The organism is Campylobacter sp. FOBRC14 (assembly GCF_000287855.1).
GTDB classification, from domain to species: Bacteria; Campylobacterota; Campylobacteria; order Campylobacterales; family Campylobacteraceae; genus Campylobacter_A; species Campylobacter_A curvus.
This window is the reverse complement of the sequence record NZ_ALJJ01000018.1, coordinates 254,884-269,751: the sequence shown is the minus strand read 5'-3', so window position 1 is coordinate 269,751 and position 14,868 is coordinate 254,884. Positions and strand designations below refer to the sequence as shown.

12 protein-coding genes are annotated in these 14,868 nt (G+C 45.0%); 11 read left to right on the top strand and 1 reads right to left on the bottom strand.

Annotated features, from left to right (window positions below; translation table 11 throughout):
• Positions 1-244: 244 nt before the first annotated feature.
• Positions 245-1,504 (bottom strand): apolipoprotein N-acyltransferase, encoded by a 1,260-nt coding sequence (locus tag HMPREF1139_RS10250; protein WP_009651348.1) that lies wholly within the window; start codon positions 1,502-1,504, stop codon positions 245-247.
• 8 nt (positions 1,505-1,512) lie between these two features.
• Between HMPREF1139_RS10250 and yajC the strand changes: the two genes are divergently transcribed.
• The 11 genes from yajC to HMPREF1139_RS10195 are packed head-to-tail and all read left to right on the top strand — an operon-like array spanning position 1,513 to position 14,807.
• Positions 1,513-1,791: a preprotein translocase subunit YajC gene (gene yajC / locus HMPREF1139_RS10245; RefSeq protein WP_009651151.1), complete on the top strand. Its 279-nt coding sequence runs from the start codon at positions 1,513-1,515 to the stop codon at positions 1,789-1,791.
• A complete protein-coding gene (secD, locus tag HMPREF1139_RS10240) occupies positions 1,784-3,364 on the top strand; it encodes a protein translocase subunit SecD (protein WP_034966503.1) in 1,581 nt (526 codons plus the stop codon). Before yajC ends, secD begins: the two co-directional genes overlap by 8 nt.
• A 2-nt stretch (positions 3,365-3,366) precedes the next feature.
• Positions 3,367-4,338: a protein translocase subunit SecF gene (gene secF, locus HMPREF1139_RS10235; RefSeq protein WP_009651373.1), complete on the top strand. Its 972-nt coding sequence runs from the start codon at positions 3,367-3,369 to the stop codon at positions 4,336-4,338.
• A 9-nt stretch (positions 4,339-4,347) separates the two neighbouring features.
• Complete coding sequence (locus tag HMPREF1139_RS10230) at positions 4,348-4,686, top strand: DUF6394 family protein (protein ID WP_009651298.1); 339 nt, start codon at positions 4,348-4,350, stop codon at positions 4,684-4,686.
• A gap of 8 nt (positions 4,687-4,694) precedes the next feature.
• Positions 4,695-7,160: a leucine--tRNA ligase gene (gene leuS, locus HMPREF1139_RS10225; RefSeq protein WP_009651152.1), complete on the top strand. Its 2,466-nt coding sequence runs from the start codon at positions 4,695-4,697 to the stop codon at positions 7,158-7,160.
• 3 nt (positions 7,161-7,163) lie between these two features.
• Positions 7,164-7,703 carry an LPS assembly lipoprotein LptE gene (gene lptE / locus HMPREF1139_RS10220; RefSeq protein ID WP_009651265.1) on the top strand — a complete coding sequence of 180 codons (540 nt, stop codon included), beginning with the start codon at positions 7,164-7,166 and terminating at the stop codon, positions 7,701-7,703.
• On the top strand, positions 7,684-9,255 hold the full coding sequence (locus tag HMPREF1139_RS10215; protein ID WP_009651318.1) for a GGDEF domain-containing protein: 1,572 nt from the start codon (positions 7,684-7,686) through the stop codon (positions 9,253-9,255). Before lptE ends, HMPREF1139_RS10215 begins: the two co-directional genes overlap by 20 nt.
• Positions 9,256-9,267: 12 nt before the next feature.
• Positions 9,268-10,455 carry a bifunctional folylpolyglutamate synthase/dihydrofolate synthase gene (locus HMPREF1139_RS10210; RefSeq protein WP_009651467.1) on the top strand — a complete coding sequence of 396 codons (1,188 nt, stop codon included), beginning with the start codon at positions 9,268-9,270 and terminating at the stop codon, positions 10,453-10,455.
• On the top strand, positions 10,436-13,381 hold the full coding sequence (gene mfd / locus HMPREF1139_RS10205) for a transcription-repair coupling factor (RefSeq protein WP_009651106.1): 2,946 nt from the start codon (positions 10,436-10,438) through the stop codon (positions 13,379-13,381). Before HMPREF1139_RS10210 ends, mfd begins: the two co-directional genes overlap by 20 nt.
• The gene (locus HMPREF1139_RS10200) at positions 13,378-14,142 is read left to right on the top strand and encodes an ATP-binding protein (protein WP_009651299.1); all 765 of its coding nucleotides are present in this window, start codon (positions 13,378-13,380) and stop codon (positions 14,140-14,142) included. Before mfd ends, HMPREF1139_RS10200 begins: the two co-directional genes overlap by 4 nt.
• Positions 14,139-14,807 (top strand): endonuclease III domain-containing protein, encoded by a 669-nt coding sequence (locus HMPREF1139_RS10195; RefSeq protein WP_009651434.1) that lies wholly within the window; start codon positions 14,139-14,141, stop codon positions 14,805-14,807. Before HMPREF1139_RS10200 ends, HMPREF1139_RS10195 begins: the two co-directional genes overlap by 4 nt.
• Positions 14,808-14,868 lie beyond the last annotated feature (61 nt).

Here is a 14,868-nt window from a genome sequence, read left to right as displayed (position 1 = left end):
AAAATCGTGCTACATGTTCGGCGCTTTGCAGAGTGAGCAAGGCTTGTGAAGCGAGTATCAATGATTTATTATAACAGGGCCTAAATTTTATAGTGGATGGATGAGGGTTCTGTTTATGGGAAAATGCGACAAGCATTCAAGTATCGCTACCCACTCCACCATACTATTTTTCGCTCGTGTAGCAAACGCTGTTCGCATTTGCAAACACACTCGTTCACTACATGACAGGCTTAAATTTACTTCTTTAAAATTTATCAAACACCGAAATTTTTGGCGTTATGATTTCAGATGGCGAGCCATTTACGCTGTGGTATATCGCTTTGACATATTTCGTGGCGTAGTATTTTAGTAGCAAGCGTTGCAGCGCGGGCTCGGTACTAGGCACGAACCAGCCGTTGTTCGTGATAGCGATCATCGCGTCAAATTCGCCGCTAAAAAGCTCGTCTCGCGTCGCCTCGTAGCAGATCGCGTTACGGATCTTCGCCCCTGCTAGCTCGTAGTCGCTCACTGAGCTAGCCGTGGCAAAGTCGCTCGCACCGCTGAAAAATAGCTGGTTTATCGTATCTTTTATAAATTTTGGCAGCGGGATCTCCTCGCCAAAAGGCACGAGGATAAATTTATCCAGTCGCGTCATCTGTCCATCCGAAAATACAAAGGTAGAGTTGTAGCTAAGCTTGTCTTCATATGCCAGCGCGCCCGCTATTATCGTGATTTGGTGCGATTTTTCTTTTAGCTCGGCTACTAAATTTTTCTCATGTGTCATAAAAAGAGGAAACGCGCTCTCAGGCAGCACGATAGCGGTAAAATTTCCATCTATGGCGCGCTCAATCAGGTCTAAATTTTCATTTATAAATTCGTTTTTCATCTCCTTTTGCCATTTTAAATCTTGCGAAATTTGCGTGTTTTCAAGCTTGATTTTAAAGGGCAAGCTCTTGTAAGCTGGCGTATGAAACTGCAACGCGCAAACCAGGCAGACAAAAGCGGCTATAAATTTGTAAATTTTAGGCAAACATGCAAGGGCGATCGCTGCTAAAAATACAAAGATAAGCCCGCGTACGCTAGGCTCGAAAATACCTAAAACAAGGGTCGCTTCGAGGTTTAGCCAGTTAAAGCCAAACGGGTGGATGTAGCTAACTAAAAACAGCATCACCGCGCGCAAGGCAACAAAGCTTGGAAAGCTCGCCAGCCAAAAAATGAGCCCATAAATAAGCCCGACAAAAATGATCACAAAAGGTATCAAAAAGCTCAACTCGTAGTAAATGAAGCTAAAACTGATCCAGTAAAACCATAAAATCCCGGTGAAAAATCCAGCTGTAAAAAAGCCAGCGCGCGGTAAATTTATGATGATATAAATGCCAGCTAACGTGAGAAATGGCGAGCAAAAATCTGCCAGAGAATTTTCAAGCAAGCTTAAAAAAATAAAATTTGCGAGCAAAAATGCACCGACAAAGGCTTTTATTATAATTTTAGTGCTAAAATGTCTGTTTAAAAATTTTAAACACAAGGAACACCATGCAAGAAGGAAATTTCGTAGCTTCATTACTGCCTCTAATCGTGCTTTTCGCGATATTTTATTTTTTGGTCATCAGGCCTCAGCAAAAACAGCAAAAAGCGCACGCTAAGATGCTCTCCGAGCTCGAAAAGGGCGATAAGATCATCACAAACGGCGGACTGATATGCGAGGTGATAAAACCAGAAGAGGATTTTATCAAAGTTAAGCTTAACGACGATGTAATCGTGCGCGTCTCACGCGAATTTATCGCAAGAAAGATCGAAGTCTCAAATGCGTAGTGCAAGGGTGACTTATAGGCTGATCATACTTTTGATCGCCTTAATTTTTGGCTTTGGCTTTTCGATGCCATCTTTTTTGCAAACTCAAAGCGGAGCTAAAATTTCGCTTGGTCTTGACTTGCAAGGCGGTCTTCATATGCTCCTTGGCGTAGAGACCGACGAAGCGATCCACTCCAAGATCAAATCAATCGCCGGCAGCATCAACTACTACGCAAAAAAAGAAGATGTGCTCATCGATAAATTTAAAATAAAAGAAGATAGCGTGGAATTTGCGCTCCTTGACAATGATGAGGTATCTAAAGTAGATGCAGCCCTAAAAGAGATAAATGGTATCAACGTCGAAAAAAACGGACTTTCTTACACGATCACTCTAACGGATAAAGAGCGTGTCGATACGATAGAATACGCCATATCTCAAGCCGTAGAGACCATACGAAATAGGCTCGATCAGTTTGGCCTCGCAGAGCCGACCGTCGCTAGGCAGGGCAAAGACAACATCCTAGTCGAGCTTCCAGGTATCAAAACGGCTGATGACGAGCAGCGCGCACGTGACCTCATCGCAAAAGCCGCGCACCTTCAGCTAATGGCTGTCGATGACAAGAGGCAGGATCAAGCTAGGACTATGAGCCCTACCGAGGCCGAGAGCTACGGCGATGTCATATATCCAGATGCAAAAGATGATCGCATAAAATACGTTCTCAAAAATATCCCCGTACTAGACGGAGCGATGCTTACAGATGCGAAGGTCGCGTTTTCTCAGCAAAATAATCTGCCTATCATAAATTTCACTCTAAATTCCGAAGGCGCTAGGATATTTGGCGATTTTACCGGGGCAAATGTCGGCAAGCGCTTAGCTATCGTGCTTGACGGTAAGGTATATTCGGCCCCTGTGATAAACGAGCGAATAGGCGGCGGTAGCGGTCAGATAAGCGGTGGTTTCACACTTGATGAGGCTCACGACGTAGCGATCGCGCTTAGAAGCGGTGCGCTATTAGCCCCTGTAAAGATGCTGGAAAAACGCAGTATCGGTCCGTCTTTGGGACAAGAGAGCATAAATCAAAGCATGATGGCGCTAGCGGCAGGATCGATAGCAGTCGTGCTTTTCATGCTTGTTTATTATGGAATTTCAGGCGTTTTTGCAAACATTGCTTTGATCGCTGACGTCGTGATACTTGTCGCTGTGATGGCGCTTTTTGGTGCGACGCTCACACTGCCTGGAATGGCCGGTATAGTGCTTACCATCGGTATGGCGGTGGATGCTAACGTCATCATAAACGAGCGTATCAGGGAGCTGCTGCGCGATGGGGTCAGCATCAAAACGGCCGTGCAAAAGGGCTACGAGCATGCGATGAGCGCGATCATAGATGCGAATTTGACGACTATCATAACCGTCGCCGTTCTTTACGCTTACGGCACTGGGCCGGTAAAGGGCTTTGCCGTCACGATGAGTATCGGTATCATCGCTTCGATGATCACGGCGATACTGGGTACTCACGGTATGTTTGACGCGTTCATGGAAAAGATCGAAAAAAGCGGAAACACAAGCCTTTGGTTTGGTTATAAAAGGAGCTAGGGATGCAAATTTTTACAAAGGCTAGAGTTTATGATTTTATGAGATTTAGGTTTATCTCGGTCGTATTTTGTCTCATTTTGTTTGTCGGTTCGATATTTTTGCTGGCTACAAAGGGGCTAAACTACGGTATCGACTTTTCAGGCGGTACGCTCATTCAGCTAAAATACGATACCAAAGCGCCACTTGATAAAATTCGCGAGGCTTTTGCGTCAAATGAAATTTTAAAAAATGCTTCCGTTACAGAATTTGGCACGACAGATGAGGTCGTAGTGCGATTTTCAGGCTCCAGCTCAAATTTAGGCTCTGATATAGGAGTGACCGTAAAAGAGCTTTTGAAAGATACCGGAAACGTCGAGGTGCGCCGCGTGGATATCGTCGGACCTAAAGTAGGCGACGAGCTACGCGAAAAAGGCCTAATGGCGATCCTGATATCCTTTGGTGCGGTGCTCATTTATATCGCGTTTCGTTTCGAGTGGCGTTTTGCTCTTGCAGCGATCGCGACTGAGGTGCATGATATCATCATCACTATGGGGGCGATCTCGCTTTTTGACATAGATGTAAATTTAGACACTCTGGCGGCGATACTGACCGTGCTTGGCTACTCGCTAAACGATACGATCATCATTTTTGACCGTATACGAGAAGGCATAAAAAGTAGTAAGAGGACAGATATCGAGGGCGTGATAAACGAGTCCGTCTCGGCAACGCTTTCAAGGACTATTTTGACCTCAGCGACTACCATGATGACGGTTTTGGTGCTATTTTTGTTCGGTGGAGACATGATACATGGATTTTCTTTCGTTTTGATCGTAGGCATCGTCATAGGAACGATAAGCTCGATCTATATCTCTTCGCCTTTGCTTATTTGGTTTAAATTTAGCATCGAGCATTTTAGAGCTAAAGAGGCGCAAAAGCAAAAGGATAAAAAAGAACGCGATAGAGAGCGGGCCATGTTTGAAAAAGGTGTTGTGTAAGGAGCTAAAATGAACTGGGGAAAAGTCATATACATATTTTTTGCTTTGATGAGCCTTACGACGGCGGTGGAATTTTTATACGATAAAAACGAGATCGCATTGTTTGTCGCGGCTAGTATAAATTTAGTCTCTACGTTGCTTAAGATCGGTGTTAAAAATTTACTCTCGGCCGAGCTTTTTGCCAGCTCGCTGGTGGCTGATTTGCACTTGATACCGGCCTTTGTGATACTACAAGTATCGAGCAATGCGGTACTTTGCTACTCGCTTGTCATCGGTGCCGTGATCGCAAATATCTTTTCTCTTGTGCTAGTTTTGATAGAATCAGCCAAGACACAAGAGGAATTTTAGGAGATAAAATGGCTCAAAATTCAAAATACGAAGCCGCGAAAATCGAGAAAAAATGGCAGGAAATTTGGCATAAAAACGGCGAATTCGAGCCAAAAGATGATTACGCTTTGCCAAAAAAATATATCCTTTCGATGTTTCCTTATCCTAGCGGACGCATCCATATGGGGCACGTGAGGAACTACTCTATCGGTGATGCTTTGGCGCGTTATTACCGCAAAAACGGCTTTAACGTGCTTCATCCCATAGGCTTTGACAGCTTTGGCATGCCTGCTGAAAATGCTGCGATAAAGCACAAGATCCATCCTAAAAAATGGACGTATGAAAATATCGACTATATGAAAAAAGAGCTTTCCAGTCTTGGCTTTTCATTTTCCGATAGAAGGATGCTCGCTACTTCGGATCCGCTTTATACCAAGTGGGAGCAGAGCTTTTTTATAAAGATGTTTGAAAAAGGGCTGGTTTATAGGAAAAGTGCGATCGTAAACTGGTGCGAGCATGATCAAACCGTGCTTGCAAACGAGCAAGTAGAGGACGGATGCTGCTGGAGATGTGGCAACGAGGTCGTCCAGCGCGAATTCCCGGGGTATTATTTCAAGATCACGCAATACGCCGAGGAGCTTTTGAACGATCTTAAAACGCTTGAGGGAAAATGGCCTAATCAAGTCATCGCGATGCAGGAAAACTGGATCGGCAAGAGCTCCGGACTGGAGTTTAAATTTTATCTTGACGATGCTTCGAGCCATGCCTTGGCTGGTAAATTCGACGGATTTGAAGTGTTTACTACGCGCCCGGATACGATTTACGGCGTGAGCTACGTCGCACTGGCACCAGAGCATAAGGTAGTTAGGGCTTTGCTAAGTAGCGAAATTTTAGACGATACAAAGAAAGCCAAGATAAGATCGATCCTCAATCAAAGCCCGCGCGAACGCCAAGCTAGCGACAAGGATGGCGTATTTTTGGATATTTACGTGCTTCATCCGCTCACAAACGAGCCGGTGCCCGTTTGGGTGGCGAATTTCATCTTGGCTGATTACGGTAGCGGCGCGATAATGGCCGTTCCAGCGCATGATCAGCGAGATTATGAGTTTGCGAGTAAATTTGGCTTGCCGATAAAGCAAGTCGTCATGCCAAAAGAGGGCAAATTTGACACGGACAAAGCAAACGCCGAGTATGGAATTTCCATAAATTCGCCGCTTATAAACGGACTTGAAACCAAGCAAGCCAAACAGGCGATAATAGAAAAATTCGAAAAAGACGGACTTGGCAAAAGGATAACAAACTACAAGCTACGCGACTGGGGGATCTCACGCCAGAGGTATTGGGGTGCGCCGATACCGATAGTGCACTGCCCAAACTGCGGAGTAGTGCCTGAAAATGAGCAAAATTTGCCTATCGCACTACCTGATGACGTGGTGATAACGGGCGAGGGCAACCCGCTAGACAAGCATCCTACTTGGAAATACACAAAATGCCCAAAATGCGGACACGATGCCGTAAGAGAGACCGACACGATGGATACTTTCGTCGAGAGCAGCTGGTATTTCGCCAGATTTGCAAGCGACGAAAAGACTTGGCAGCAGACGGCTTTTGATAAAAAGAGCGTTGATTATTGGATGAGCGTGGATCAATACATCGGCGGTATCGAGCATGCGATCTTGCACCTTTTGTATGCGAGATTTTTTCAAAAAGTGCTTAGAGATTTAGGATATTTAAGGGACGATGAGCCTTTTAGCAACCTTTTGACTCAAGGCATGGTGCTAAAAGACGGCAAAAAAATGAGCAAAAGCAAAGGCAACGTAGTAGATCCCGATGATATCATAAACAGATACGGAGCGGATACGGCGCGCCTTTTCATACTTTTCGCCGCTCCTCCGCAAAAGGAGCTCGAGTGGAACGATAGTGCGGTCGAAGGAGCGTATCGATTTTTAAATAGGCTTTGGGACAAGGCCAAAACTATCAAAAAAAGTGAAATTTTGCCCGCTATCGAGCATGCAAATTTAAGCAAAGACGAAAAATATGCACGCATGAAGGTCTATGAGGCGCTTAAGAAATCAAGCGAGGTATTTAACGAAACATTTGCGTTTAATACCCTGATCGCTGCTTGTATGGAGGCACTAAACGCTCTAAATGCTCAGGATAACGACGATATCAATACCGAAGGCTTTTTTATCATTTTAAATTTGCTTGAGCCTATAGTCCCGCATATCGCAAACGAGCTTAGCGAGGAGCTTTTTGGACGTAAGAATTTCACAAAGCTTGAAATTTTAGAGGAAGTATTTGTAAAAGATACGATAAATTTAGCCGTCACCGTAAATGGTAAAAAAAGAGCGGAATTTGAGATAAATGCCGATGCTAGCGAGGCTGAGGTATTGCAGGCCGCTAAAGCTAGTGTGGCAAAATGGATAGAAGGTAAAGAGATAATAAAAGAAATTTACATCAAAGGAAAGCTTGTAAATTTGGTCGTCAAAGGATAAATTTTGAGGTATATTTTAGGAATTTTCATAGCTTTACTCATCGCAGGATGCGGATATAAGCCTGTTTCAAAAATCACGCAAGACATTATGGGCGAGAGTATATACGTAGATGTCATCATAAGTAAAACCGAGCCTAAAAACAGCGTGTGGATAAAAGACGCCGTAAAAGAAGGCATGGTCGCTAGATTAAACAGATCTCTAAGCGACGATAAAAACGCGGACACATCGATAATCGTATCTATAAAATCGCTAAGCTACGAAGCTACGGTTTATGACGAAAAGGGCTACATCACATCGTATAAGGCTATTTTAAATCTCAACTACAAGACAAAATTCAAAGACGGAAGAGTGGTAGATATACCTGCTAGCGGCGAATACGACTTTAGCGTCGCACGCCGTCAAAAAAGCACGCGATACGCAGATAGTGTCATCAGCGATACCGACAAATACGAGGCTATAAAAGAGGCCTCCAAAGAGGCGTTTGATGAATACATCGCAAATTTAGCAGTAAAAGGATACAAAAATGGCAGCCATAACCGTTAGTCAGATCGTAAAAGAGGCGCTTGGCGAGATAAAAAACCGCCATTTGATGCTGACCCCTGAAAACTACACCGATATATTCAATGAAATTTCAAAAAAGCACGGCTTTACCACCGAAGAGAGCCAGAAAATAGAAAAATACATCTCTAGGTTAAGCGGCGAATACAAAAACCAAGCCTTGGGACTAAATATCAAAACGATCGATGAATTCGTCGCGTTCATGATAGCTAGGCTTTGCAGGAACGCCTCGCAAAGCGCTCCAAATTCCGCCGAGGATAAAAAGACGACTCAGGCGCTAAACGCGTTTGCCAGAAAAATTTTACAAGCCATATCCATATTGCATAATAAAAAAGCCAAGGCTCTAGCAGAGCAAGGTATGCAGATCTTGGCGAAAAAATACGATGATAAGACGCTTGAAGCCATGTGCGAGAAGTGGTTTGAATTCATCAGCTCATATAATGACGAATTTCTTGATTTTATGAAATATTACGGTGTCAAGGACTTTGATGACCTTGAGACGATGAGCACCGAGCTTGAGAAATTTTTGATGATAAAAGATGAGGGTTGTGAGGCGGCGAAACTAGCCGAGCTCATCATGTTTTCACTAGAGCCTTCTATCACCAAAGAGCTTGCAGGCGAGCTTCACTCGTTAAAAGATATCATAAAGCAAAATCCGGCTAGCCTAAACTGCTCTGAATTCCAAGACAAGATAAAAAGCTTCGTCGATCGCAGGATAGAAGAGGACAGGGCCGAGATAATAGAAAAAGTAGGCTCGCTAAATAGCGTCCTGCAAAGCATAGGCGAGAAGATCTCAGAGATCGCCGTTAGCTCGCAGACAAATTCCATAAAAGTGCAAAGCATCAAAAATGACCTAAAAGGCATAAATCTAAACTCAAGCAGCATAGATCAGGTCAAAAATATGCTCATCGAGATCGCCGGTGCGCTAGAGATAGAAAGCCGCGAGCTTGGCGTCGAGATGAACAGCAAACAAGCGACCATCTCGCAGCTACAAGATAGGGTCAACACCCTCGAAATAGAGCTCGCCGCAGCCAAGCTTGAAAGCAAAGAGGACTTTTTAACCAAAGTAGCGACCAAACGCGCGCTGATGAGCGAGATACAAAAGATAGAGGAAGCCTACAAGCGCTACGGGACGGACTACTCCATTTGCTTTGTGGATATCGACTTTTTTAAAAAGATCAACGACACCTACGGACACGAGGCCGGGGACGTCATCCTCTCTTCCGTCGCACAAGTGCTCAAAAAACACGCTAGAAAGATAGATTTTATCGGCAGATATGGCGGAGAGGAATTCGTGATCTTGCTTCCTAGCACGAGCCTTAATGACGGAGTGAAATTCGCCGATAAGCTTCGCTTGATGATAGAAAATTTCAAATTTATTTATAAAACGGAGACGATAAAGGTCAGCATAAGCTCCGGCGTGGCGACCAGAAGTGCGAATTTAAGCGATACGATGACGCTTGAAAATGCCGATAAGATGCTATACGCCGCAAAACAAGGCGGTCGCAACCAAGTCATGCCAAAGATAATCGGCTAGGTTTTAAATTTTATGCAGCTTCAGAAATTCCTAGAGAGTAAGCCTCTATTTTACAAAGAGATCGACTATACCCGCATGCCACGCGCTTTTCGTAGTATCAAAGGTGCGCTAAAACCCTTTAGGATCATTCACGTCATCGGCACGAACGGCAAAGGCTCGACAGGGCGCTTTTTGGCTCAAATTTTAAGAAGCACGGGCGCTAGCGTCGGGCATTACACCAGTCCTCATATTTTTAAATTCAACGAGCGATTTTGGCTAAACGGCTGCGTGGCGAGCGATGAAATTTTAGAGGCGGCGCACGAGAAGTTGCAAAATTTACTAAGCGACGAATTTAAGATAAAAACGAGCTATTTTGAATACGCTACCTTGCTTGCTGCGGTGCTCTTTGAGGGGTGCGATCATTTCATATGCGAGGCGGGTATGGGCGGAGAATTCGACGCTACGAACGTGTATGATAAAATTTTGAGCCTTTTTACGCCGATCGGGCTTGATCACATGGCGATGCTAGGAGATACGATAGAGCGGATATCGCTCACGAAATTTAACGCCATGAGCGATACAAATATCCTAAACGATACGATGAACGAGACTAGCCTGAAAGTGGCGCTTGATATCGCCCGCACTAGGCGTGCAAAGCTAAATTTCGCCTCTGAAATTTTAAACCTTGATGAAAAAAATGAAATTTTAGACTACGCACAAAGGTTAGATCTGCCTGATTTTTTGATCTCGAATTTGACTCTGGCGGCTGCAGCGGCGAGACAGCTTGGAGTAAAATTTGATATGAAAAATTTAGGCGCGTTAGATCTTGGCGGCAGGTGCGAGAGGGTGGCGCGAAATTTATACGCTGATGTCGGACATAACGAGCTTGGCGCGCAGGCTATCGCTAGGAATTTCAAAGGCAAAAAGCTCACGCTCATTTACAACTCCTTTTTGGACAAGGACTTTAGAGCTGTCCTAAGCGCGCTAAAGCCCATCGTCTCAAACGTTTTGGTGTATGATTACAAAAGCGAGGAGAGAGAGCTTGGCGGTGAGCTCATAAAAAAGGCCTTGGCGCAGCTAGAGTTGCCTTACCGCGACTTTGCCAGAAGCGATATGACTGAAATTTTAGCCGCAACGAATGGCAAAACCTACCTCGCTTTTGGCTCGTTTTATCTCGTCGAGGCTTTTTTGAGGGATTATGATGCAAGCAAGGGTCTATGAATATCTTTTAAAAAATGACGCTCAAATTTTGATCTGCGAGGACGACAAAGAGGCGAGCCTATGCGCCGATGCGGCGGAATTTGCCGGCTTTAAAGCCTTTAGGCTGCCTGATTTTAGAGCGCATTTTGGCGACGACCTGCGAAGCTTCAGCGAGGAGCTTTTTGAAATTTCAAGCGTGCTTAGCGCTTATTATAAATTTAACGGCAAAAAGCTCATCATCAGCCCCTTTCACACTCTGCTAAACCGCCTGCCAAAGGCAAAACACCTACAAAGCAGGACGATAAATTTCGGCCAAAAGCTAAATTTAAACGAGCTTGCAGACGAGCTCATGCGCTTTGGCTACGATGTCGTTGATATCGTCGAAGGTGCGGGAGAATTTAGCCTTAGAGGCGAGATCATCGACATTTACGGCGTAAATATGAACGAGCCGGTCAGGATTTTGCTCTTTGACGATGAGGTCGAGAGTATCAGAAACTACTCCACCGCCACGCAAATAAGCTCGAAGACGGAGCTAGAAAGCGTGGAGATAACGCCATTTATAGCAAATTTAAGCAAGGCCGAGTTTGAAGACGTTAGCCAAAAGATAGAGCGGATGCAAACGGACGCTTTGGTGAACGATCTAAATTCTCTGGGCTTTTGGGCGATAGATGACTTTGGTGATTATCTAGCCGAATTTGAGTGCAAACTCGTTAAAAAGATCGATCTTAGCGAGCTTGCAGACGATGCAAAAAGGCTTGAAAAATTTGAAATTTTGCCCGAGGCTAAGGTCTATAAAGACTTGGTCGTTACGTTAAACGATGATTTTTTCGAGCTCAATCAAAACAAAAAGATCAGCGTCCTGGCGCGCAACGAAAGCCTCTTTAGCCAGTTTGATCTAAGGCGCTTTAAAAACGTGCAGTTCGTGCAAAGCCCGCTCGTTTTAAATTTGACCTCAAACGAGCAGATCATCGTTTCGCTCAATAAATTTGAGAAAAAAAGACGCGTAAAGCGTGCCAGCCTCGTAGTGGACGAGCTAAAGATAAACGACTACGTGGTGCACGAGGACTACGGCATAGGCAGGTTTTTGGGGCTTGAAAAGATAACCGTTTTGGGTGCGACGAAAGAATTCGTCGTGATCGCTTATCAAAACGACGATAAGCTGCTGCTGCCGGTAGAGCATCTAAACCTGATCGATCGCTACATCGCGCAAAACGGCTCTGTCGCGGTGCTAGATCGTCTGGGCAAGGCAAGCTTTGCAAAGATAAAAGAGAAGGTGCGCGAGAAACTTTTCGTCATCGCTTCAAAGATCGTCGCCATGGCCGCGAAGCGCGAGCTCATAGCCGGCAAAGTGATAGAAAAAAACGATCTTGAATATCTAAAATTCGTGCAAAACGCAGGGTTTGACTACACTACCGATCAGCAAAAAGCGGTCGAGGAGATAATGAGCGATCTAAAAAGCACGCGAGTCATGGATAGGCTTTTGAGTGGGGATGTTGGCTTTGGAAAGACGGAAGTCGCGATGAACGCGATATTTGCCTGCGTCAAATCAGGCTTTAGCGCACTCTTTTTCGTGCCGACCACGCTTCTTAGCGCGCAGCATTATAAGAGCCTAAAGGAGCGGTTCGCGGACTTTGGCGTCAAAATTTTCAGGCTCGATAGATTTACATCCGCTAAGGAAAAATCGGCGATGCTAAAGGTGCTAAAAGACAACGAGCCTTGCGTGTGCGTCGGTACTCACGCGCTTTTAGGCGTAAAGGCGAACAACGTCGGTCTCATCGTCATCGATGAGGAGCATAAATTTGGCGTCAAACAAAAAGAGCAGCTAAAAGAGGTCTCGGCAAATTCTCATATCCTGAGCATGAGCGCCACACCGATCCCTAGGAGCCTGAATATGGCGCTTAGCAAGATAAAAAGCTACTCGGTATTAGCCACCGCGCCAAGCTCGAGGCTCGATGTGCGAACGAGCGTGAGAGAGTGGGACGAGAAGGTCGTCAAAGAGGCGCTCATGCGTGAGATGAGACGCGGCGGTCAGGCCTTTTATATCCACAATCACATCGCAGATATCGAGCAAACAGCGCAAAATTTGCGTAAAATTTTACCTAAAATCCGCATCCTGGTGCTTCACTCCAAGATAAACGCCAAAACCACCGAAGATGAGATGATGAAATTTGAACGTGGCGAATACGACGTGCTGCTTTGCACGAGCATAGTAGAAAGCGGCATCCACCTGCCAAACGCGAACACCATCATCATCGAAAATGCAAATAAATTTGGCATGGCTGATTTGCATCAGCTGCGCGGACGCGTCGGCAGGAGCGACAAGCAGGCGTATTGTTATTTTTTAGTCGAGGACAAAGACGCGCTGGGAGGTGACGCGCTGAAGCGTCTATTGGCGCTTGAAAGTAACTCATTTTTGGGCTCTGGCTCGCTACTAGCATATCATGACCTTGAGATCAGAGGCGGCGGAAATATCGTCGGTGAGGCGCAGAGCGGACACATCGAGGCTATCGGCTACTCGCTTTATCTAAAGATGCTTGAAGACGAGATAAACAAGCTTTTAAACAACGACAGCGCAAAGCTTGACAAGATCGATCTAAAGCTAAGCATAAACGCCTTTTTAAACCAAGACTTCATCCGCGAGGATCGCCTCAGGCTTGAAATTTACAGGCGTCTTAGTAAATGCGAGAGCGTGAGCGCGGTCTACGAGATAGCAAGCGAGCTTGAGGATAGATTTGGCAAGATGGACGTTTATACAAAGCAGTTTTTAGACCTCATAGCGATCAAAATTTTAGCTCTAAAATGCGGCTACAAGGCGATCTCAAACAGCGAGCAAAATATCGTTTTGACGCGCAAAAACGATGAGAAGGTGCGCCTAAGATCTCGCAGCAAAGACGATGACGACGTGATAGATGAAATTTTGATCCATTTAAGGAAGGAGGCTAAATGATAGACTGGAAAAAGCAAAAAGCAGCCGTTTTTAGAGCCGGTAAGGGCGCGCTGGTGGCTGTTAGCGATATTGATTTCGTAGATATGGGCAGTCTGCTTGGTATCGAGGCTCAAAAGAGGCAAATTTTAGAAAATACGCAAAATTTTTTAGACGGCAAAGGGGCAAATCACGCGCTTCTTTGGGGTGAGAGAGGATGTGGCAAATCAAGTCTGGTAAAGGCTGTTTTCACTAAATTTTGCGAACACGGGCTTCGTATCATCGAGCTTGGCTCTGAGGATCTTAGATTTTTAGCTGACATCATCGACGAAGTGCGCGAAAGCGAGTTTAAATTCATCATTTTTTGCGACGATCTTAGCTTTGAAGAGGGAAACAAGGAGTATAAATTTTTAAAGCCGCTCATGGAGGGCTCGATACAAAAAGCCCCGAGCAACGTGCTGTTTTACGCTACTTCAAACCGCAGACATCTAATGAGCGAGAGCAAAAGCGACAATGAAAACACGCTGATCTCTCAAGGCGAGATACATCACGGCGACGCGGTGCAGGAGAAAATTTCACTTGCCGATCGCTTCGGGCTTTGGATAAGCTTTTATCAAGGTAGCTTTGATGAGTATCTGCGCATCGTGGATTTTTATTTTAAAGATCATCACTGCGATAAAGACAAGCTTCACGAGCTCGCCAAAAACTATGCGACACTTCGCGCTAGCCGTAGCGGACGAACGGCGAAGCAGTTTTATCTGGCCTTTAAGGAAAATTTAAAATGACGACGACCGAGCTTTTTGTGGCACTGCTAAATTCTATGAAAGAGCGAAATTTTAAGGAGCTAAAATGGCCTAATGAGGGGACGTTTGAAGTCGTCGTGGGCGCTGTGCTGGTGCAAAATACAAACTGGCGAAACGTAGAAAAGGCGCTTGAAAATTTAAAAAATGCCGGCAAGATGAGCCTGTCTGCGATCTGTGAGCTCGACACCCCAAGCCTTGCAAATCTGATCAAACCAAGCGGCTTTTACAACACCAAGGCAAAGAGGCTTCGCACGCTGTGTCTAGCCATGCGAGAGGGCTTTGATGATTTTGAAAATTTTAAAGAAAATGCAAGCAGGGAGTGGCTACTTGGCGTAAAGGGCGTGGGGGCGGAAACTTGTGACGCGATCTTGGCGTATGCATGCGGTAGGGCGGTCATGGTCGTAGATGCGTATGCTCTTAGGATCTTGGGCTTTTTGGGGTATGAATTTGATAGCTATGATGAGGCGCAGGAGTGGCTAAGCGGGCTTGAATACTCTAAAATTTATAAGATTTTAGACGATGAAATTTATGATGAGGTTGAAATTTTGAAGCTTTATCACATTTTGGTACTGGAATTTTGCAAACAAAATTTCAAAGGTAAAATTTTAAGCGAACGGGGCAGGGCGATACTTGGCGGAGCTGATTAGGCTCGTTGTATTTTGGTTGTAAAATTTACGATAAATTTACAAACCAAATACCTAATATTAA